The 18,648-nt window shown below is 57.1% G+C and carries 17 protein-coding genes; 4 read left to right on the plus strand and 13 right to left on the minus strand.

Annotated features, from left to right (window positions below; translation table 11 throughout):
• Nucleotides 1-97 precede the first annotated feature (97 nt).
• The 5 genes from Q1B27_RS23885 to Q1B27_RS23905 form a co-directional block, all read right to left on the minus strand.
• On the minus strand, nt 98-1,093 hold the full coding sequence (locus tag Q1B27_RS23885) for an Ldh family oxidoreductase (protein WP_299852481.1): 996 nt from the start codon (nt 1,091-1,093) through the stop codon (nt 98-100).
• Between the two features lie 169 nt (nt 1,094-1,262).
• Nucleotides 1,263-1,559, minus strand: coding sequence for a 4a-hydroxytetrahydrobiopterin dehydratase (locus Q1B27_RS23890; RefSeq protein WP_299852484.1), 297 nt, complete (start codon nt 1,557-1,559; stop codon nt 1,263-1,265).
• Complete coding sequence (locus tag Q1B27_RS23895) at nt 1,556-2,743, minus strand: GNAT family N-acetyltransferase (protein WP_299852487.1); 1,188 nt, start codon at nt 2,741-2,743, stop codon at nt 1,556-1,558. The genes Q1B27_RS23890 and Q1B27_RS23895 overlap by 4 nt, the downstream gene beginning before the upstream one ends.
• Nucleotides 2,744-2,775: 32 nt before the next feature.
• Nucleotides 2,776-3,543 (minus strand): glycerophosphodiester phosphodiesterase family protein, encoded by a 768-nt coding sequence (locus tag Q1B27_RS23900; protein WP_299852490.1) that lies wholly within the window; start codon nt 3,541-3,543, stop codon nt 2,776-2,778.
• Nucleotides 3,540-4,001: a RidA family protein gene (locus tag Q1B27_RS23905; protein ID WP_299852493.1), complete on the minus strand. Its 462-nt coding sequence runs from the start codon at nt 3,999-4,001 to the stop codon at nt 3,540-3,542. Before Q1B27_RS23905 ends, Q1B27_RS23900 begins: the two co-directional genes overlap by 4 nt.
• Nucleotides 4,002-4,157: 156 nt before the next feature.
• On the opposite strand from Q1B27_RS23905, the gene Q1B27_RS23910 reads away from it, so the two are divergent.
• From Q1B27_RS23910 to Q1B27_RS23920, 3 genes are all read left to right on the plus strand, one after another.
• On the plus strand, nt 4,158-5,261 hold the full coding sequence (locus Q1B27_RS23910; protein WP_299852496.1) for a cis-3-hydroxy-L-proline dehydratase: 1,104 nt from the start codon (nt 4,158-4,160) through the stop codon (nt 5,259-5,261).
• A 298-nt stretch (nt 5,262-5,559) separates the two neighbouring features.
• Nucleotides 5,560-6,195 carry a hypothetical protein gene (locus Q1B27_RS23915; RefSeq protein WP_299852499.1) on the plus strand — a complete coding sequence of 212 codons (636 nt, stop codon included), beginning with the start codon at nt 5,560-5,562 and terminating at the stop codon, nt 6,193-6,195.
• A 27-nt stretch (nt 6,196-6,222) separates the two neighbouring features.
• On the plus strand, nt 6,223-8,835 hold the full coding sequence (locus Q1B27_RS23920; RefSeq protein ID WP_299852502.1) for a CARDB domain-containing protein: 2,613 nt from the start codon (nt 6,223-6,225) through the stop codon (nt 8,833-8,835).
• Between the two features lie 67 nt (nt 8,836-8,902).
• Here the strand turns inward: Q1B27_RS23920 and Q1B27_RS23925 are convergent, their stop codons facing one another.
• The 6 genes from Q1B27_RS23925 to Q1B27_RS23950 all read right to left on the minus strand — a co-directional run bounded on the left by Q1B27_RS23925 (nt 8,903) and on the right by Q1B27_RS23950 (nt 15,268).
• Nucleotides 8,903-9,832: a hypothetical protein gene (locus Q1B27_RS23925; RefSeq protein WP_299852505.1), complete on the minus strand. Its 930-nt coding sequence runs from the start codon at nt 9,830-9,832 to the stop codon at nt 8,903-8,905.
• Nucleotides 9,826-10,440: a hypothetical protein gene (locus Q1B27_RS23930; protein WP_299852508.1), complete on the minus strand. Its 615-nt coding sequence runs from the start codon at nt 10,438-10,440 to the stop codon at nt 9,826-9,828. Before Q1B27_RS23930 ends, Q1B27_RS23925 begins: the two co-directional genes overlap by 7 nt.
• Before the next feature lie 430 nt (nt 10,441-10,870).
• Nucleotides 10,871-11,152 (minus strand): response regulator, encoded by a 282-nt coding sequence (locus tag Q1B27_RS23935; RefSeq protein ID WP_299852511.1) that lies wholly within the window; start codon nt 11,150-11,152, stop codon nt 10,871-10,873.
• Nucleotides 11,139-13,046: a CHASE domain-containing protein gene (locus Q1B27_RS23940; RefSeq protein WP_299852514.1), complete on the minus strand. Its 1,908-nt coding sequence runs from the start codon at nt 13,044-13,046 to the stop codon at nt 11,139-11,141. Before Q1B27_RS23940 ends, Q1B27_RS23935 begins: the two co-directional genes overlap by 14 nt.
• 90 nt (nt 13,047-13,136) lie before the next feature.
• The gene (locus Q1B27_RS23945) at nt 13,137-13,526 is read right to left on the minus strand and encodes a response regulator (protein ID WP_299852517.1); all 390 of its coding nucleotides are present in this window, start codon (nt 13,524-13,526) and stop codon (nt 13,137-13,139) included.
• 335 nt (nt 13,527-13,861) lie between these two features.
• Nucleotides 13,862-15,268, minus strand: a complete 1,407-nt coding sequence (locus tag Q1B27_RS23950) for an MATE family efflux transporter (RefSeq protein ID WP_299852520.1) — start codon at nt 15,266-15,268, stop codon at nt 13,862-13,864.
• Nucleotides 15,269-15,524: 256 nt separating this feature from the next.
• On the opposite strand from Q1B27_RS23950, the gene Q1B27_RS23955 reads away from it, so the two are divergent.
• Entirely contained in the window at nt 15,525-17,141 is a 1,617-nt protein-coding gene (locus Q1B27_RS23955) for a mechanosensitive ion channel domain-containing protein (protein WP_299852523.1), read from the plus strand.
• A 29-nt stretch (nt 17,142-17,170) separates the two neighbouring features.
• On the opposite strand, the gene Q1B27_RS23960 is transcribed toward Q1B27_RS23955, so the two are convergent.
• On the minus strand, nt 17,171-18,043 hold the full coding sequence (locus tag Q1B27_RS23960; protein WP_299852526.1) for a DMT family transporter: 873 nt from the start codon (nt 18,041-18,043) through the stop codon (nt 17,171-17,173).
• 43 nt (nt 18,044-18,086) lie between these two features.
• The gene (locus Q1B27_RS23965; protein ID WP_299852537.1) at nt 18,087-18,647 is read right to left on the minus strand and encodes a DUF2585 family protein; all 561 of its coding nucleotides are present in this window, start codon (nt 18,645-18,647) and stop codon (nt 18,087-18,089) included.
• Nucleotide 18,648 lies beyond the last annotated feature (1 nt).

Consider the following 18,648-nt stretch of genomic DNA (forward strand, 5'->3'; position numbering starts at 1 on the left):
TTAGTTTCTTAGCACGACCTATGACGAATAAAGAGCGGCCATTGAAGCGTGTGCAGCGAATGTAAATTCTGTCCCGCAGAGCGGACACGACCTGTCCCTATCCAAGCCCGCGAATGGTTTCGACCAACTCCTTGTTGATCGCACGCGGACCGGTATCCAGCCGGTTCACATGCCGCCGCGCACCGGGCAGACGCACGCCGTCAAGACCACTCAGGCGCTTCATGAACCCTTCTGCATGGGCCTCCCAGCCGTCCCCGGCAATCAGCGCGGGCGACAGGGCGATCACCATCTCCCCACCGCGCGGCGGGCCGCCATCGTGGTTGTCCTTTTCCGCCGCCTCGTAGCTGAAATTCTCACCGGTCAACCCTGCGGCCAGCAACTCGACCATCAGCGCAATGGCCGATCCCTTGTAGCCGCCGAACGGCAGCAGCACGCCCTTGGCAATCGCCGCCGGATCGGTGGTTTCATTCCCGTCCGCGTCCAGCCCGGTGCCCAGCGGCACCGACTTGCCGTCGCGCGCGGCGATCTGCACGTCGCCCATCGCCATCGCCGCCGTCGCCATGTCGTAACAGACCGGCGGTTTGCCCGATCTTGGCCAGGCGAATGAAATCGGGTTGGTCCCAAACAGTTTCTCGGTCGATCCCGCCGGGGCCACCATCGGCATGTAGGCTGTACAGGCAATCCCGACGAGGCCGCGATCGGCCAGAAATTCCGTCTCGGGCCAGAGCGCGGCAAAGTGATGAATATTTGTCAGCGACAGCGCCGCCACGCCGATCTCGGCCGCGGCCTCGGCCAGCACCGGCAATCCCACCGCCTGCGCCAGTGGGGCGAAACATCCGCCCCCATCGACATGCACCACCGCGGGCGTCTTGCGCGTGACCACCGGTTTGGCTTTGCCATCAACCTTGCCGCTGCGCAGCGCCTTGACATAGCCTGGCACCCGGAACAGCCCGTGGGAATGGGATCCGTCCCGCTCGGCCCGGGTGATGATATCAGCCAGCGCCCCGGCATTGGCCGCGTCACAGCCTTTGGCTGTCATCGTGTCATGGGCAAGCTTATGGATTTCTTCCAGAGACAGGCTGAGCGTGGTCATGTCGGGTAAGGGCCTTCTGTAAATGTTGACGGGGGTGGAATTCCGCCACGATAGGGGAGCATTTGGCGCAATGACAATCACAAACCGTACGGCCCGTACGCAGGGGATCGCAGAGGGCCCGATTTCCGTACGTTTCGCGCGTATATTCCGTACGCCTTGTCCGGAATCCCTATCCCGCTAACGTGTCCATTTTACGCGCCAGTTTCACGTCCAGTGTGCTCAGGCCATTGACGTCATGGGTGGTCAGCGTGACCTTCACCCGGCTGTAGACATTGAACCATTCCGGGTGGTGGTTCCATTTCTCGGCCCAGATCGCGGCGCAGGTCATGAAACCCATCGCTTCAACGAAGTCTTTGAATTTGAACTCTTTTTCAATGGCATCCCGGGTCTCGTCCAACACCCAGCCGGTCTCAAGCAGCGGCTCCAGCATGGTCTTGCGGGCGGTATCGCTCAGGCGTTCACTCATTCGTGGTCCTCCATGATCTCTTTCCGAAATGGGCCATATTCTGTAAGGATTTCAATATCTTGCTCGACGGCGCGGCGTTCCGCCTGAAGATATTGCGCAATCGCCTCGGCAAATCCTGCATCCCTGATCCAGTGCAGCGAGTGTGTCGCAACCGGCAGATACCCCCGCGCCAGCTTGTGCTCCCCCTGCGCACCGGCCTCAACCCTTTGTAATCCTTCACGAATTGCATAGTCGATGGCACGATAGTAGCACAGTTCGAAATGCAGGCACGGATGATCCTCGACGCAGCCCCAATAGCGGCCATATAGCGCCGAGGCCCCGATCATGTTCATCGCTCCTGCCACCGGGCGGCCCTCGCGCAAGGCAAGTACCAGCATGATATCATTACGTAATTCCGCATGCGCAATCTCGAAAAAAGCCCGTGTCAGATACGGCGTGCCCCATTTGCGAGCGCCGGTGTCCTGATAGAAACGCCAGATCGCGTCCCAATGTTCCGGATTTATCTCGTCGCCCGTCAACAGCTTGATTTCACCGCCAAATTCATTGGCCTGCCGCCGTTCTTTACGGATATTCTTGCGTTTGCGTGAACTGAGCGAGGCCAGAAATCCGTCGAAATCCTTGTATCCAGCATTGACCCAGTGAAACTGCTGACTGCTACGCTCCATCAATCCCATCTGTCCTCCCACCGCAGCCTCGGCCTCGGTGCAGAAGGTGATGTGGAGGGACGAAAAATCATTGTTTTCAGCCACTTGCACTGCGCCCTGGACCAACGCTGATTGCCCGATCTCCTCATATCCCGGGCGCACCAGAAACCGGCGACCGGTGACCGGCGTGAACGGCACCGCCATCTGGAATTTCGGATAATACCGCCCCCCCGCACGTTCATAGGCATGGGCCCAATTGTGATCGAAAATATACTCGCCCTGGCTATGCGATTTGGCGAAAAGTGGTGCGCAGGCAATGACATGCCCCTCCAAATCGGCGGTCAGGTAATGCGGCTGCCACCCCGTCCCCACACCGACCGAACCGCTGTCTTCCAGCGCTTTCAGAAACCGGTAAGTTGTAAACGGATCTTCGGGCCGAGCACCCTCCGTCGCCTCGGGACAGGCGCAGGCATCCCACTCGGCGGCATCAATCCGGGCCAGGCTGTCATGCAGGGTGATGGTAATCTGGGTATCGCTCATTCTCTCCCAATCTGTGCCTTCACGGGCACGGGTCAAGACGGGATCTTAGCCAGATATTTTTCGAAAGTGATATTGTCAGCCACTTTGCGCGCCTCAATCTCCTGCGCTTCAGACCTTACAGTCCAGCAAAAGATCGCCGCGCCCTGCCCTCTCAACTCGGCAAGACGTGGGTTGTCCAGATCATGCACCGAATGGCTGATAAAGCACGCACCAGCCCGATCGTAATCTGGAATTCGGCTCAGAAGCGCGCGGGTTTCGGGCTTGAGCAACACCCAATCCTTGGCGGGGAAATGCTCGGACACGATACCGCGAGGGATCCCGGGCATGAGATCCGCCAGTTCAACCACGGAATTGGGATTGAACGACATCAACCCTACCGGACCGTCATACCCCTGCATATCCGCAACCACAGCGCGTTCCAGCCGGCCATCGGTCACGCCCATCTGGCCATGCTGATCCTTTAGCTCGATCAGCATTGGCACACGGCCCGCGACCAGCTTCAGCACTTCTGCGAATGTTGGAATGCCCTCATCTCCACCCAACAGCCCGATCTGCGACAACTCTGCCGCATCGCGTTGCTGGATCGCGCCGTTGATGCCCGTCAGGCGGGTCAGGTCGTAGTCGTGAAACACCATCGCCCGGCCATCGCGGCTGAGCTGCAGGTCAATCTCGATCCCGTACCCGGCCGCTATCGCCGCACGGATCGCCGCGCGTGAGTTTTCGGGCCGCCCATCAGCCACATCGTGCAACGCCCGGTGAGCGATGGGAATACGCCGAAAATCAGCATGTATTTCAGTCATTTAATCTGGAACACACCGTCGATTTCAACCGCAACACCAAGCGGTAGAGATGGTGATGAAACCGCCGCGCGCGCATGTTTTCCCGCATCCCCCAAGGCGTTGCCAATAAGGTCCGACGCGCCGTTGATGACCTTGGGCTGGTCGGTGAAATCCGGGCTCGAGTTGACGAAACCGCCCAGCTTGACCACCCGCACCAGTCGGTCCAGATCACCGCCGCAGGCCGCCTTGACCTGCGCCAGCAGATTGATCGCACATTGTTTTGCCGCCTCGGCCCCGGCGTCGGCATCCATGTCTTCGCCCAACTTGCCGGTGATCGGTCCGTCCGGCCCTAGTGAGATCTGACCCGAAACAAAGAGCATATCGCCCACCTGCACATAGGGTACGTAGTTTGCCACGGGCACCGGTGCGTCGGGCAGAGTCACACCCATTTCGGCCAGTTTGCTTTCGAATTGTCCCATTTGTCTCTCCTACAGGCATCGTTTCAGTCGCGCGCGACGCTAACGGCTAACGGCTCCGACTTAAATCCCAAAAGCGCGCCTTCCGGTTTCGGAATAGACAAATTTTCTAAACCGATTAACCATTATCGCGACCAGGGAACAATCAAGGCGCGCCACATGAAGATCACCCAAATAAACCTCTATCAGGTCAGCCTGCCGATGAAGGAAGGTGCTTATTCCTGGTCGAACCAGAGTTTCGCCGCCTTCGACAGCACCATTGTCGAAATCAGGACGGATGAAGGCGTGACCGGCGTGGGCGAGATTTGCCCATTGGGCCCGGCTTACCTTCCCGCCTATGCCGAAGGCGCGCGCACAGGCATCGCAACCATGGCGCCCGGGCTGATCGGGCACGATCCATGTAATATCGGCGGTATCAACCTCAGGATGGATCAGTTGCTCAAGGGGCACCCTTACGTGAAATCCGCTGTCGACGTGGCCTGTTGGGATATTCTGGGCAAGGCAACGGGGCGTCCTGTCTGTGATCTTCTGGGTGGTCGCTTGCAGGACAAGGTCCGGCTTTTCAAGGTCGTATCGCGAGACGATCCCGATGCGATGGCCGAGAAACTGGTCGCCTATCAGGAGCAGGGGTTTTCGCAGTTTCAGATGAAGGTCGGTGCCGATGCGGATACCGACATCACCCGCATCAGACGTGTCGCGGCCCAGTTGCAATCCGGCAACAAGCTGGCAGCAGACGCCAATTGCGGTTGGCGCCAGCATGAGGCGGTCCTTGTGGTTTCAGCCGTCTCAGACATCAGCCTTTATTTAGAACAACCCTGCGAAAGCTACGAAGAGTGCCGCGTGGTGCGCGATCACTCGCCCCATCCGATGATCCTGGATGAATGCATGGACAGCCTGCAAATGGTGCTGCGTGGCCATAATGAACGGGCGATGGATGTCATCAACCTCAAGATCAGCCGCATGGGTGGCCTCAGCAAATCACGTGTCATTCGCGATGTCTGCCTGCAACTGGGCATCATCATGACGATCGAGGATACATGGGGCGGTGAGATCGGCGATGCCGCCATCGCCCATCTTGCGCATTCAACGCCGTCGGATTTTCACTTCCAATCTTCGGCCTTTCACGAATATGCCACTCATCCCATTGCCAGCGGCGGGCCGGTCATCAAGGACGGCTTCATGGCCATGTCCGGTGCCCCCGGCCTGGGGGTCGAACCCGATTGGGATTTGCTGGGCGCACCAATCGCATCAATCATCACCTGAGCGCCGAGTGACAAACCGGTTTGACTAACCTCGTTTCCAATATGGCAAGATAGGAATTGTCCTTGCGGTGATAGCCTTATCTGTCACCAAAAGCACCGCAGGCGGGCGAAGCTGCCGTTCTGGATTTCTTGGTCGAATGTTCGAACGGAGGGAAGGTGTCACTCCGGCCACCGAGCCAAAGTCCATTTTAGGGACGCCTGGCTAGCAAGGCGAAAGCCCGCCCATCACCGGGAGGGTACCTGTCCAATTTTTGCAATCTGTGATAGAATTTTTACATTGTTGAGTCGACGGAGGGCCAATGGGCAATTCAGCGTCGATAGGTATTTTGTTTGTTGCATTTCTGATCGCGCCGCTGCCTTCGGCGCTGGCTGACTACGCGCAAATGACACTGTTTCAGATGCTCACCCGGGCAGAAATAGTCGTGAGCGGTAAGATCCGGAACATCACAGACAAGACCTATGATCTGGTCGTTGATCATCCCTATCGCAACGCTGAACCAAAAGATGTGCTGACTGTTCAAAGGATCGACACACTGCGCCTTGGCGACCGGTGGCACGACTACAAGGAAGGAGAGCATGTAGTGCTGTTCGCAGACCCCGGTGCAACGGGCGATGTCACCCTTACGCCCGTTGGTGCCGCCGGAGAAGGAGAGCTGCCGGCAGATGCGACAGCGATCTATCTTGCCGCCCTATCCCGCCCGCCCGCGCATCTGAAGAGCAGCACGTATTTGGGTGGGACATCAGAATACTACCGCGTTGATGCGACCGACTTTAACGATGCCATCACAGGTTTTTTTGATTGTTACCGGCCCACCGAACTGGGTCGGATTGCACGGCTTTGCGACGATGCGGCGCTAGAAGAATACCGCCAATCCTCCTGGCTCGCAGAACATCTATCAGGCATCGCCGACAGATTACCAGAAGGAGAAAACTGAACGTCTTTTTTATGAAAAGAGGATATCATGACACGCAAATTTTCCATATTTAAGTATATATTTCATACCGTTACAGCCTTTTTGCTGCTCATTTCCGGAACCACGTTCTCCCACGCCGCCTCGGTAGATTGCCAGGCCGATCGCTCCGGCGACGGGTTGGTACTCTATCTCTATTTCCCGACATCACAGGACAGCGATTTCCCGACCCCGATATTCGGCGAGGTCACTAACCCGCTGGAACCCTTCGACGCCGCGGATCTTGATCCCGCGCTTGGCACCACCGCGGAATACCGCGATGCCATCACCGAACGGGTCAAGACCGATTTCTGCGAATTCGACGTCCAGGTGGTGCAGACAACCAGCGCCAATGGCACCACCAATCCTACGCCCACGGACGACAGCTGGTTTGTCGTCGGCATCGGCAGTGATACCGGCACCGGCTTCTATGGCGTTTGCTGCAACAGCGGCATGGCGCGGGTCTGGGCCGGTGAGTTCGAGGACAATTCACAGCCGGGCGGCAGCTTCGACGGCCTGCTGACCCCCGGCGATGGCACGCTGAACCGCTGGGCCAACGCAATTGCTGGCACCACTTCGCACGAACCCGGCCACAGCTCGCGGCTGGGCAACCCTGGTCATGATTCCGCCGATCCGCGCCCCACCGAGGACGCGCGGCCAAATCACATCATGGACACGCCCTCGGGCGCCGACCGGATCGAGGATCGCCATTTCAGCGATACCAGCTACGAGGCGATTGCCGGCGCCGTGGGCCTTTATGAACAGACCCTCAGCAACTGGGATTTCATCAACCCCAACGACTCCGCCGCCGATGGTCTGCGGATCACCGTTCTGGTCGACGATGACGACACCCCCGAGATCGGATCGGTCTATGATGGCGGGCTCAGCCCCTGGGGCGATGCCGACATTGCCGCGAACGGATCGCTCACCTTTCAGGGCACCAGCTACGATCGCTACCAGATCACCTTTACCGACCCGCAGAACTGGAACAATGGCGGCTCGGGCGAGATCCCCGAAGGCGCCGAATTTCATGTCGGTGTCGGCCTGACGACCAATTACATCGTCAATGACGTGACCCTGCTTTCAGGTGGCAGTGCGATGAATCTGCATCCACGCGTCGTCGGCTACACGCCGGACGGGTCCTTCAATCCCGAAACCGGCGATTACCACCTGACTTTGTCGGTGCCCGATCCCGAAAACGGGCCGCTGATCGTGTCGGACGTGCGTATCCGGCACCTGCCCCGCACCCTGGCCATCAACGAGATGATCGCAAGCGGCGCAATGATCGGTGTCGACGGGCGCAGCATCGTGCCCTGGCAGGACCGTCAGGGCGGGGATGTCGAAGTCGGCAGTGCCGAAGAACTGCCTGTGGCCAACCTGGCAGAGCCGCGCGCGCTGGATACCTTCCGCCAGGCAGACCCCGAATGCGGCTCCCTGCCGCAACCGCCGCAGGAACCGGATCACTCCTTCCTCGAACTACCCTATTGCGAAGAAGGCCCGGTTCTGGGGCTGTTCCCCTCGGCGCGCGTCTATGTCGAGGCGACCATCACCGATCCGAATGCGCGCTATTTCGATCGCGATACCGGCACCATGGTCACCGGCCCGTTGTCGAACCGGATTTTCATCCAGTTCACCGGCAAGGTGCCCGACCTGAATGGCAATGGCGTGGACGACGCGATCGACATTGATACTGGCATCTGCTCGGACGACAACGCCAACGGCGTGTGCGACAGCGCCGAGCCGACGCGGTACAAATACGCCGCCAAGCTGATCTGCGGTTATCAGCCGGTGCCAAGCGACGGGCGGTTGGTCAAAGGCGAATATGCCACAACGATCAACGTGCTCAACCTCGGCGATCAGAAGGTTAAGCTGACCAAGACCCTGTCGCTGACCTACCCGCCAAAAGAACAGCGCCCCGGTAAGGTGGCTGAGATTGCCACCGATATTCTGGGGCCTGACGAAGCGCTCAAGGTCGATTGCGCCGATGTCGAACGGCGGGTGTTCCCGAACGGGCTGCCCGCGTCCTATATCGAGGGCTATGTCACCATCGAAAGCGCCTCACGGCTTGATGTGACCGGCGTCTACACCAGCCGGGATACGGAAAAAGCACCACCATGCGGTCATTCCGGTGGCGGTTGCGGCGAGCATTCCTGCGACAAACATCGCAAGTGCTGCAAGACTGGCGGTGGTTGCCCTGGTGCACCCGCCCTGTCGACCACGCTTGAGATCGAACAGATCCGCGAACATGTGATCAAGCCCAAGGAACCGCCTGTCGAAATGTGTCCAGACCTCCGGGTTCGCGACATCGGCGGCCCGCAGGTCAGTTGCCCCAGTGGTTCGGGCAGCTGCGTGACCACAACCGACTACACGATTGAAAATATCGGCAATGCCGCCAGTGGGCCATTCTCGGCGCGGGCGATCCTTGATCCGAACCAGTCGGTCTCGGTCCCGGCGATGTTGCAATCGCTGTTGCCTGGCCAGTCGGTAACCGTGCCGGTCACCACGCCCCGGGGCGGCAACTGCTTTGATCCCGATTGCACCATCTCGGTTGCGGCGGACAACACCGATCAGGTCGAGGAATGTAACGAGCGCAACAATATCGCGCAGGAAACAACACCTGGCTGAAAACCAGCGGCACCGCCCAAATCAGGCGGTGCCGCATACGCCCTCAAAAAGCATTCCGTTCAGCTGGTCAGTGCGGGCAGGAAAGGCGCAGATTGGACAGCGGAAAGTCGTTGAACATCGCGGGAGCAATTCTGCTTAGAAAGCTGTCATCATCTATAAGGTTGGCGAATTCTGCGGTCATCATACCCAGTTGAGAGATAAGTTCAGCTTCGCGCGCGGGATTGACTTCACCATGCGCAAATTCGCCCGGGCTTTCCCTCAGTCTCGCAGCCATTGCTCGGATACGATCCGCCGAAACAGGATGGGTATTCTCGCGCCGCCCCTTTTCGCTTGCCGGATCGTGCCACCAGGCGGCCTGATAGTACCAGAAAATGCCCATCGGATTACCGCCCAGGCGCGCGAAATGATCCAGCGCAAAAGCATCAGCCTCGGCTTCCTGCCGTTGGCTTTCCTCGCCGCCAATCCCGGTGCGATGGTCAAGAAGTACATGCCCCAATTCGTGGGCCAGAAGGAATTGCACACCCGAGGAGAAAATCTTGCCGCTCAGGTCGTAGGTGTAGCTGTCGGCAAATAGCTTGTCCCGATCAAGCCCGAACGCAACGAGCGGCGCGGGCAAATCCTCACCTGCCCTAAGAAGTGCCGCAAGATAGGTTTGGATATACTCCTGCGGACAATTGCGCGCTTCAAACCATGCGTGCAGCGTCGCGATGTCGTCGTAGAAACGCAAAGACGTCAGCGGCAGGAATATCTCCTGTCGGGCAGGCGCGGCGTAGAACGACATCGGGCCCGGGCCACGTTCGGGAAATTTAAGCTGCACCCTGCTGGCACGATCCCGAAACTGCGTAGGCAGTCGCGGCACGATATCTTGGCGCATCACCGATTGGATTGCCGGGATCGCACGCTCGCGAACGCGTTGCAGTTCGGTCGGGGTATAAACGACCTCGGCACTTGCGATGCCTATGTATGCAAAGCAGAAGACAAAGGCTAATTTCAGCATCCGGTATGTCTTCCGTCAAAGAACTCAAGCGCTTCGGGCGGTGGCTTGGAACCCTCAGAGGGGTTGCGCGCCCAGTTTTCGAACTTCAGCGGGTTGTCCCAGTCGCTGTGCCAGACATCCTGCATCAGCCTGAGCTTTATATCGGTCAGGTCCGTTTGCGCGGGCGCACGCACGACGGTCGAATCCGCAAGGCAGTTCAGCGTCCATATCTGATGGCGGGTGCGTTGACGGGCATAGTTGCTGACATCTTCGGGGGCCACGGCGTGGGTTTGTGTATTGACCGCACCGGTGAATTGCTCCGTGGTGTCTCCGCCCAACGCCGCGACCTGCGCGCCGCCCGGCTCAGGCGCAGATTTCGCGGCGTTAAAAGAGATCGGATGTGACAAGCTCACCCAAGCGTAAAGTATGATTGCCAGCAGGGCGAAGACCGGTGTGGATAGTGCCACCGACCCAGCGACCCCAAGAGGGCCACCATCCTTCAACGTCACCCGCTGCACGGTTTTCCAGAATCCAACGAGCACGACCAGCGCCACGACGATAACAATGCCGGTCAGCAGCAATCGTTCAGACATACGGAAGATAATGACAGGGCTTAAATCTTCGAACATGCCTAATTCCTTTGCTTGAATACGGAATCATACCACAGCAAATGATCAACGCAAAAAATCAGCTTATAATGTTCACTGCTACTGCAAACTGCGTGCTGAGATTACAAACCATCCCAACACCCAGCGAACATCGCGGTTTTTGTACCATGACCCGTCGGCACCTTTGGGCCAGATCGGCATCACTGCATAACGAAAGAATTTCAGGCGCGTCGCAACCACCAAAGAATGAAGTTTGGAATTAGGCCCGGAAAGCACAAAACGATGGCTGAGAGTGCCATCAGGGACATCCGCAGCACGACCAGATTAATGGTTGCCGAAGCCAGGTAGGTCATGCCCCATATTGTTGCAGCGTCGCGGAAAGCTCGGCAAAACTTAAGGGTTTAGGCAGAACGGAATTAAATCCGTGCTCAAGGCAGCGATCAAGGCTGTGCTATTGTATGTCCGCGGTAATGGCAACCACGGGAAGGTTTTTCGGGGGATCTGAAGGGTGATCACGGATGGCTTTGGTTACAGTGAGACCGGAAACCGCCGGCATGTGAATATCCATGAGAACGACGCCAATCGTGCTGGCATTTTCGGTGACAACGTCAATGGCCTGCTGACCGCCGCTGGCCGTTAGGCACTGAAACCCCAACTCACGACACATTTCTGCAATCACAAAGCGCGAAAGTTCGTCATCTTCAACAACAAGTACATCTTTAGGCAATGTCATCGCCTTTCTTTTGCACGCCCCTCACCGGCAGGCGCAATTCGAACTTCGTGCCCTTGCCAAGCTGGCTCGACACGTCGAGGTCGCCCCCCATCAGTTCAATCAGATCATAACTTATCGCCAGTCCAAGCCCGGCACCTCCGCGCGCACGTGTCAGAGAGCCATCAACTTGTCTGAAACGTTCAAAAATGCCCGCAAGGTCTTCCTCTGCGATGCCAACGCCGGTGTCGGCAAGCGAGATAACGACCGAGGCGACCTGGCCCGGGCTACCTTCTTCGGCGAAGGTGCTGATGGTGATTGTGCCGGTTTCGGTGAACCGGATCGCATTGTCCATCAGGTTGTTCAGAACCTGCGACAGCCGAATGTCATCTATGATGATCCTATTGGGGGTATCGCTAGAAATTTCCGTGACGACGGTGATATCTTTTTCAAGTTTCTCGATCATTCCCTCAGCCAGAGTGCGCCATTCCTCGACCAGGGGTCTCACATCAATTTCGCGTTCCCACAATTCCACGGCATCAGCTTCGAGACGCGAGGAATCCAACACATCGGTCAGCAACTTCATCAGCTTATCCGACGCCATTTTCCCGGCCTGAACCAGTTTGTTCTGCTTTTGCGGAAGCCCGGCGCGTTCCAGCAGGACCAATATGCCGCTGATTGCCGTCAGGGGCGTGCGCACCTCATGGCTCATTGTCGAAAGAAAGACGGATTTCATCTCGCTGGCGCTCTCAGCCTCTGCGCGGGCCAATTCAAGCTTTTGATTTGTATCCTGCAACGCCCGGGATTCAGCATTGAGGGCCTCAGTGGCCATATCGGCAAATCGCAACCCGCGTCGGTTTGCGCGTGATAGCAAGAAGAACAAGGTAAGCAATGCCAAATCTATGATGATGCCAGCAATCAAAAGAGCGGTGGATTCAAAGCCTGAATTCCTGGCGCGAAACTCAAGCCCTGCGCGTATGTCGAGCATCCACTCGCGACCGTAGAACGGCATTGAGATGCGTTTTTCACCAAGCGAATCATCATCATAATCTGAATCTTCCGCGTGAATTTCGTCATAGATAATCTTGTCACCGTCAGTGATCCGCAGCGTGGTTGACCGGCGGTCTTTGTCCAGAACGCCGCTCATCAGCTTTTTGACAACAAACGGCGCATACACAGCACCGGCAAAGCTGGCCTGACGGCTCTCAACTGTCGAAGGGTCATCGCTGTCATAGAATGGGGCAAAGAACAGAAAGCCCGGCGTCCGGCCTTTGTCCTGCACCAGAATGATCGGGCCCGTGATCTGTGCTGTTCCGGTGTCCCTGGCCTGATTCAGGCTGGTGTGACGATTGGCTTCATGCACCATGTCAAGACCGACAGCCTCGACATTGATGTCCACTGGTTCGATATATGTGATGGGTTGAAAAATATCGCCATCATGCGGCGGATGAATACGGTAATCTGGGCGGTCGCGACGTTCCCGGTCAAGATAATCCTGCAAATCTTCCGGTGCGACCTGGTGGATCACGCCGATTCCGTTAATGCCGGGATATCTGTGTTCGATCTCCAGATTTGCGGCAAAGGTTCGCCATCTCGCCAGATCAACATCGTTGTCGTGGGTTTTCAACGCAGAAACGCCCGACCATAGAGCGAGCTCGTATTTTTGCAGGCGTTCTCTGATCAGATCCGCGACTTGATTGGCCGCGTGGTCGAACCGTGCTTCGGTCCTCAGGGCGATTTGCACGCGTGAATATTGCCAGATCGAAACTGTCAGGACGATGGACAGAAAAACCACCAGCCAGTGAACAAAACGAAGCCGGCTGTGCGCCTCAAGCGACTTCCTTTCGCTTCTGACAATCTCGGGTGAGATGCCCGTGGCCCGGTCCGCACGCAGGGGCGCGGTCGCCTCCTTGTTCATTGTCACTACCCCCCTGGGAAAACGATCACCTCAGCACAGGCGCGGACATTCCCTGCGCCGCCCTTCCCGGCGCATGTTTTAGGTTCCCTGTTACGTTACCTGTGCCAGGCACCGTTTTGACCTGCGCTGGCCCGCATAATCGACAAAGGCCTCAAGATCGCCAATCGGAAGTGGTTTGCGCAATATCCAGTTGATACAGGGATATTCCGCTAACACCTCGCCCTTTGCATAGCTTCCGGTACCCGTGATCAGGATGATTTCTGCATCTGGCGCCGCGTATCCGGCAAATTGCGCAAAGCCCAAACTGTTTGAATTACCGATCAGTAGGTCGATCACCAACAGATCAATATGTGTCGTCCGAAGAACCGTTATTGCCCGCTCAATCGTGTCGCATGCGATCACCTCATGGCCAGCATCGGTAATGCACTCCTTGTAGAGCTCCCTGGTGGGCTCGTCGTCCTCCAGAAGTAAAATGCGCATAAGACCGACCCTGACAAAAAACGCGTTAACGCTTAGTAAAGAAAGGTTAATAAGATATTAATATTTAGAGAAACGTACACGCAAAGGTAGATAATAAACCCAAACCTCAGGAAGAAAGCCCTTATATTAAAGCAAATCAGTCGACTGTCCGGGGCTAATGCCTTGGCAGTGAACTCGCCTAATAATTGTGAATTTCAACGTAGACCCCAATCTTACCGATGGGGATATATCAGCTCGTAACGACCGAGAACCGCAAAAATCAATATCGTGGGACATGTTGATCAACTGGCCTTGGGCCAAGGCAAAATCGGTCTTCTCTGGCGTTGTGACGCATGTCACCCTTCCCAACGCTCGCTCTGCATGATCTCCTGACTGGACGAAACTCCGTCTTCTGCCGTTGCTGCTTTGGATTTGGCGAGGCTCAAATTACCCATCGTTCTCATGCTCAGCGATATGGCAATCGCGGAAAAGACCAGGCCCCCGGCAGTCACGCCAACGAACACCCCTTCCGCCCCCAAGGTACGAGATCCCAATTCCGCGAAGGGAATCATGCCCATCGTTCTGCCCCAACTCAGCATGACGGGATATCTTGGCTTTCCGACATTCATGTGAAGCGCGTTCGAAACAAAGATCGACCCGTTGAAAAAGGCGACAATCGCCAGCGGCCCGCAAAACAGATAAAGCAAATCGCGGGACAAACCCGAAAGCGAGAAGGCATCAGCAATCGGGCTGCGCGTTAAAAACAGGATGACCGCAATGCAGATCACATAGACCAGCAAAAACTTGAGCGCGTCGAAATAGGCTTCTTTGACGCGGTCGCTAAACCCGGCACCGAAATTCTGCCCGATGATTGGCCCGATTGATCCCGACAGCGCACTCACCACCGAAAACACCACCGGATAGAGCCTGCCGACAACCGCCATGCCAGCAACCGCCTCGGGACCAAAACGGGCGATGTACCGCATGACAATCGCCATGCCCACCGGCGCGGCCAGAGACGAAAAAACCGCCGGGAACGTATACCGCAGCACGGACATCAGATGCCGCGCGCATTCATTGGCATTCGGGGAGGCAAACAGGTTGTTGCGCTTGATGGTCGCGTAATTGGCCACGGAAAATGTTGCCATGCGCGCCAGGACCGTGGCCATGGCCGCCCCTTCCAGACCGAAACCCAGTGCGAAGATGAAAATCGGATCTGCAACCAGATTTACCAGCGCCCCCAATAGCGACGGATACATCGACCATTTTGCTTCGCCATCGGCCCGAAGAGCGGATACAGCCACCATTGATATGCCCGAAAGGACCGTCGACGGTAAGATGATCCAAAGATACCGGCTGGCCATTTCAGCGACGACACCGGTCGCGCCGATCAGGCTCAAGAGGTATTCAAGATTAAGCAGGAAAATCGTCGGCAATATGATCGAAACGCCGATAACGACCACTGCTGCCGTGGTGGCAATCTCCCGTGCCGTTTTGCGATCATTGACCCCCAGTGCTGCCGAAACCAGGGATCCGGTAGCGATCGAAACGCCAATGCTTATCGCGCTGATGAAGAACATCAGGGTGCTGGCAAAACCCGCCGCAGCCGCCATTTCTTTTTCGCCCAGCAACGAAATGAAGAAAATATCGCAAAGATCGACAACATATATCGCCATGATCCCAAGGCTGGAGGTCAAGGACATGACCGAGACATGCTTCATCAAATTGCCTTCGGTGAAACTGGCCTTTGGTGGCTGCGCCATGCGATAATATCCCGCTATGCTTTATCGAACCGCTCCGGCTTTTGAGCGGCTTTTCAATCCATTTCACACGACCTTAGTCGAACTCGGTCCGATGTGCGTAGAAAATTTATGCCCTGCGCCGGAATGGTGTCTTTTTGGGCAGTGCCTTCTGCGGTGCCGCAAAAATCGTAAAAAAATCGAAGGCAAAGATGCGAATTTTCTTGCCTCATCAGCAGGTTTGGCTGTCCTCTGGACTCCTTGGGAGGGGGACAAGCCCATGAAACATTTGCCAGGTTATGCGGCGGGCCGACATTTATTGCTGACAGTTCTGCTGTGTCTAATCGCATCTATGGGCCACAGCCAAACCCAGGAGGAGGTCAGCACCGATCTGACGGCCCCGGTCGTGGTAGACGGCCAGACCGTCATCACCCTAAGCGGCACATCCAGCTTTTCCGCCGAGGATCGCGCAGCGGTTGTCAGCCAGCGGATCATCGAAATCGCGGATGCCTCGGAATCCATGTCGATGAACATCGATGTCATTGAAAATGAATTCGGCCATGCCGTGAACATCGACGGCGCGCAGGTAGTGATTGTCACCGGACCCGACGCAGGGCGCGAAGGGTTGGACGATACGCTACTTACGGCCCGGCTTTATTCAGAACTGATCCAGGAATCCATTCGACTATACCGTGTTGAACGTACTTCGGCGGCCCGCCAGCGCGGTCTGATTGCAGGCTTGCTTTGGACTGCCGTCTTTGTTGCCTTCACCGCAATACTGGTATGGCTCAACCGCCACCTCAAGACCCGCGTCGAACGACTGATCCAGCGGAAATGGCGCGTCGTCGAAGAGGCGACGCAGGAGATCGTAAGATCACGCGCCATCGCCGAAGTTGTCGCCGTCGCCGTACAGGGCGTGCTGATGGTTTTGTACTTTGTGGTGCTTTACTATTACGTCTCGATCATTTTGTTCAGCTTTGCCGAAACCCGCCCGGTGGCAACATTGCTGCTGAACCATTTCACCGATCCAATCATCGAGGCCGGCCACGCATTTGTCGGGTTCATTCCCAGCCTCATTGTGCTGTTGATCATCTTTTTCGTGACCCGCTACCTGATCCGCATCGCGCGCGTCACCTTCGAGAATATCGAGGCCGGCACCGTCCGCATTGACGGCTTTCAGGCGCATTGGGTCTGGCCCAGTTTCAATATCATCCGGGCCGTGCTGATCGCGTCGGCGATCATCCTCGCCTTCCCCTACATCCCCGGATCAGATTCGGCGGCGTTTCAGGGCATGTCGATCCTCTTGGGTGTGATGGTCTCGATTGGCTCCAATTCCGTCGTCTCGAATATTCTGGCGGGTCTTTTCGTGATCTATCGGCGATCCACCAATGTCGGCGATCGCATCAAGATCGGTGGCCATATCGGAGAGGTAACAGCCATCAAGCTGACGGAAACACATATGAAATCCTTCAAGAACGAACTGATTTCTATTCCGAATGCGCAACTTCTGAATTCCGAAGTGGTCAATTACAGCCAGCATATCGATGGTCGCGGCCTTCTGCTCCATACCACGGTCGGGATCGGATATGACGAACCCCAGCAGAAAATCGAGGCGCTGCTGATCGAAGCCGCGCGCCAGACCAATGGCATCAAGAAATCCCCGCCTCCTTTCGTTTTGCGCAGCGCATTGGGCGATTTCGCGGTCACGTATGAAATCAACGGCTTTTCAACACGTGGCAATCAGATACCGCGCATCCTATCGGATCTGCGCGGCAACATACTCGACCTGCTGCATCGTGAAGGCATCCAGATCATGTCGCCGCATTACGAGAATGACCCCGAGACACCCAAAATCCCCGAAGTGCCGGAGCCAGAGAAAAAGCCGGCCCGCAGTTAGAAAGAACATTGAAAAGGTCCGTGTCGGGCCTAGGCCTGCCGTGTTGGTTTCTTGCGCATCAGCACCACCAGGTTCGACACGAAAAGCGCGCCGATCACAACGGCGCCTCCGATCAGCGCCCATTCGCCGGGGTCTTCGCCGATCACGACCCAGACCAGGATAGGCGCCAGCACCGATTCCAGCAAAATCAGCAGTGACACCTCTGCGGAACTGATAAAGCGCGGCCCCAGTGTCAGAAAGCAGGTGGCGATGGCAATAAAGGCGCCATGCCCGACAAAGAGCTCCCACTGTCCGGGAAAGGCTTCAACCGGTGCGATGAACGGCCAGAAAACCAGCGCCGACCCGATATAGGCGATGGGGATTGCCGGTATCATCGAGATTTCCTTGACCTTGCGCACCGCCGTCAGCGCCCCGGAATAGGCGATCGTGACATAGAGCGCCCACGCATCACCCTTCCACGAGGCGATCTCGGATTCTTCAGACCCATAGGCGATGATCCCCAGCCCCACCATGACCACCGCCATGGTCAGAACCATGCGCAGCCGGATCGGCTCTCCCAGAAAAACGCGGCTGAAAATCGCGGAAAAGACCGGCATCGAGGCAAAGATGAACACCACATTGGCGACGCTGGTCTGGGTGATGGCAAGCACAAAGCCCGGCGCGGTCGATCCGATCAGAAACATGTAGATGACGCCGGGCCAGCCACAGCGCAGCACCTCGCCGAACCCTTTCGTGCCCTGCACCACCAGCAGACCGGCCAGAATGATCAGCCCCGATGTCATGCCACGCCAGAACGCCACGACAAGCGGGTCCGCAACGATCAGCCGCACAAAAAGCGAATCCGGCACCACGAAAAGCACGCCCAGCGTCGTAAACAGCAATCCTTTGAGGTGGTCATTCATGGGCAAAATCTGTGCGGGCTTTCAGGACAAAAGTAAACCCGGCTCACAACCCGGCCTGCCAGTCACGAATGATGTCCAATGGCCAGAGCAGCATGATCACATTCAGCGCCAGCCCGTCGCGGATGATCACCATCGTCAAAAGCTCGAACCCGATGACGATGGCAAAGCTGGCCCAGACCGGCAGCACCCGCGCCAGCCAGAACCCGATCAGCATCGCCATGATGTCCGAAAAGGAGTTGAGCACGCTGTCGCCGTAATAATCGAGCGATATGGTGACCTCGCGATACCGCTCGATCACCGCATTGGTATTTTCCGCAATCTCCCAGGCGCACTCGACCAGCGTGGCAATCACCAGACGGCCTCCAAGGGACATGCGCCGGGCCACCAGCCACAAGGCCGCGTAGAAGATGAAACCATGCAGCAGATGGCTGGGCGTGTACCAGTCGAACAGCTGTTGCGAGCCTTCGTTGGTGCCCACCGTGCCCCAGAGATCGACATGACCGCAGGCGCACCACGGCACGCGCCCCATCCACAACAGGATTGCGCAGGTGGTCAGAACCACCACCGCCGTCACCAGATAGGGCACACGATTTACGTCACTCATG

The sequence above is a fragment of the uncultured Roseovarius sp. genome, from assembly GCF_947489715.1.
Classification (GTDB): Bacteria; Pseudomonadota; Alphaproteobacteria; order Rhodobacterales; family Rhodobacteraceae; genus Roseovarius.

Bases quoted from the DNA above. Each gene is read 5' to 3' on its own strand.
- Q1B27_RS23885 (WP_299852481.1), bottom strand. From the start codon at position 1,093: ATGACCACGCTCAGCCTGTCTCTGGAAGAAATCCATAAGCTTGCCCAT.
- Q1B27_RS23890 (WP_299852484.1), bottom strand. From the start codon at position 1,559: ATGAGTGAACGCCTGAGCGATACCGCCCGCAAGACCATGCTGGAGCCG.
- Q1B27_RS23895 (WP_299852487.1), bottom strand. From the start codon at position 2,743: ATGAGCGATACCCAGATTACCATCACCCTGCATGACAGCCTGGCCCGG.
- Q1B27_RS23900 (WP_299852490.1), bottom strand. From the start codon at position 3,543: ATGACTGAAATACATGCTGATTTTCGGCGTATTCCCATCGCTCACCGG.
- Q1B27_RS23905 (WP_299852493.1), bottom strand. From the start codon at position 4,001: ATGGGACAATTCGAAAGCAAACTGGCCGAAATGGGTGTGACTCTGCCC.
- Q1B27_RS23910 (WP_299852496.1), top strand. From the start codon at position 4,158: ATGAAGATCACCCAAATAAACCTCTATCAGGTCAGCCTGCCGATGAAG.
- Q1B27_RS23915 (WP_299852499.1), top strand. From the start codon at position 5,560: ATGGGCAATTCAGCGTCGATAGGTATTTTGTTTGTTGCATTTCTGATC.
- Q1B27_RS23920 (WP_299852502.1), top strand. From the start codon at position 6,223: ATGACACGCAAATTTTCCATATTTAAGTATATATTTCATACCGTTACA.
- Q1B27_RS23925 (WP_299852505.1), bottom strand. From the start codon at position 9,832: ATGCTGAAATTAGCCTTTGTCTTCTGCTTTGCATACATAGGCATCGCA.
- Q1B27_RS23930 (WP_299852508.1), bottom strand. From the start codon at position 10,440: ATGTTCGAAGATTTAAGCCCTGTCATTATCTTCCGTATGTCTGAACGA.
- Q1B27_RS23935 (WP_299852511.1), bottom strand. From the start codon at position 11,152: ATGACATTGCCTAAAGATGTACTTGTTGTTGAAGATGACGAACTTTCG.
- Q1B27_RS23940 (WP_299852514.1), bottom strand. From the start codon at position 13,046: ATGAACAAGGAGGCGACCGCGCCCCTGCGTGCGGACCGGGCCACGGGC.
- Q1B27_RS23945 (WP_299852517.1), bottom strand. From the start codon at position 13,526: ATGCGCATTTTACTTCTGGAGGACGACGAGCCCACCAGGGAGCTCTAC.
- Q1B27_RS23950 (WP_299852520.1), bottom strand. From the start codon at position 15,268: ATGGCGCAGCCACCAAAGGCCAGTTTCACCGAAGGCAATTTGATGAAG.
- Q1B27_RS23955 (WP_299852523.1), top strand. From the start codon at position 15,525: ATGAAACATTTGCCAGGTTATGCGGCGGGCCGACATTTATTGCTGACA.
- Q1B27_RS23960 (WP_299852526.1), bottom strand. From the start codon at position 18,043: ATGAATGACCACCTCAAAGGATTGCTGTTTACGACGCTGGGCGTGCTT.
- Q1B27_RS23965 (WP_299852537.1), bottom strand. From the start codon at position 18,647: ATGAGTGACGTAAATCGTGTGCCCTATCTGGTGACGGCGGTGGTGGTT.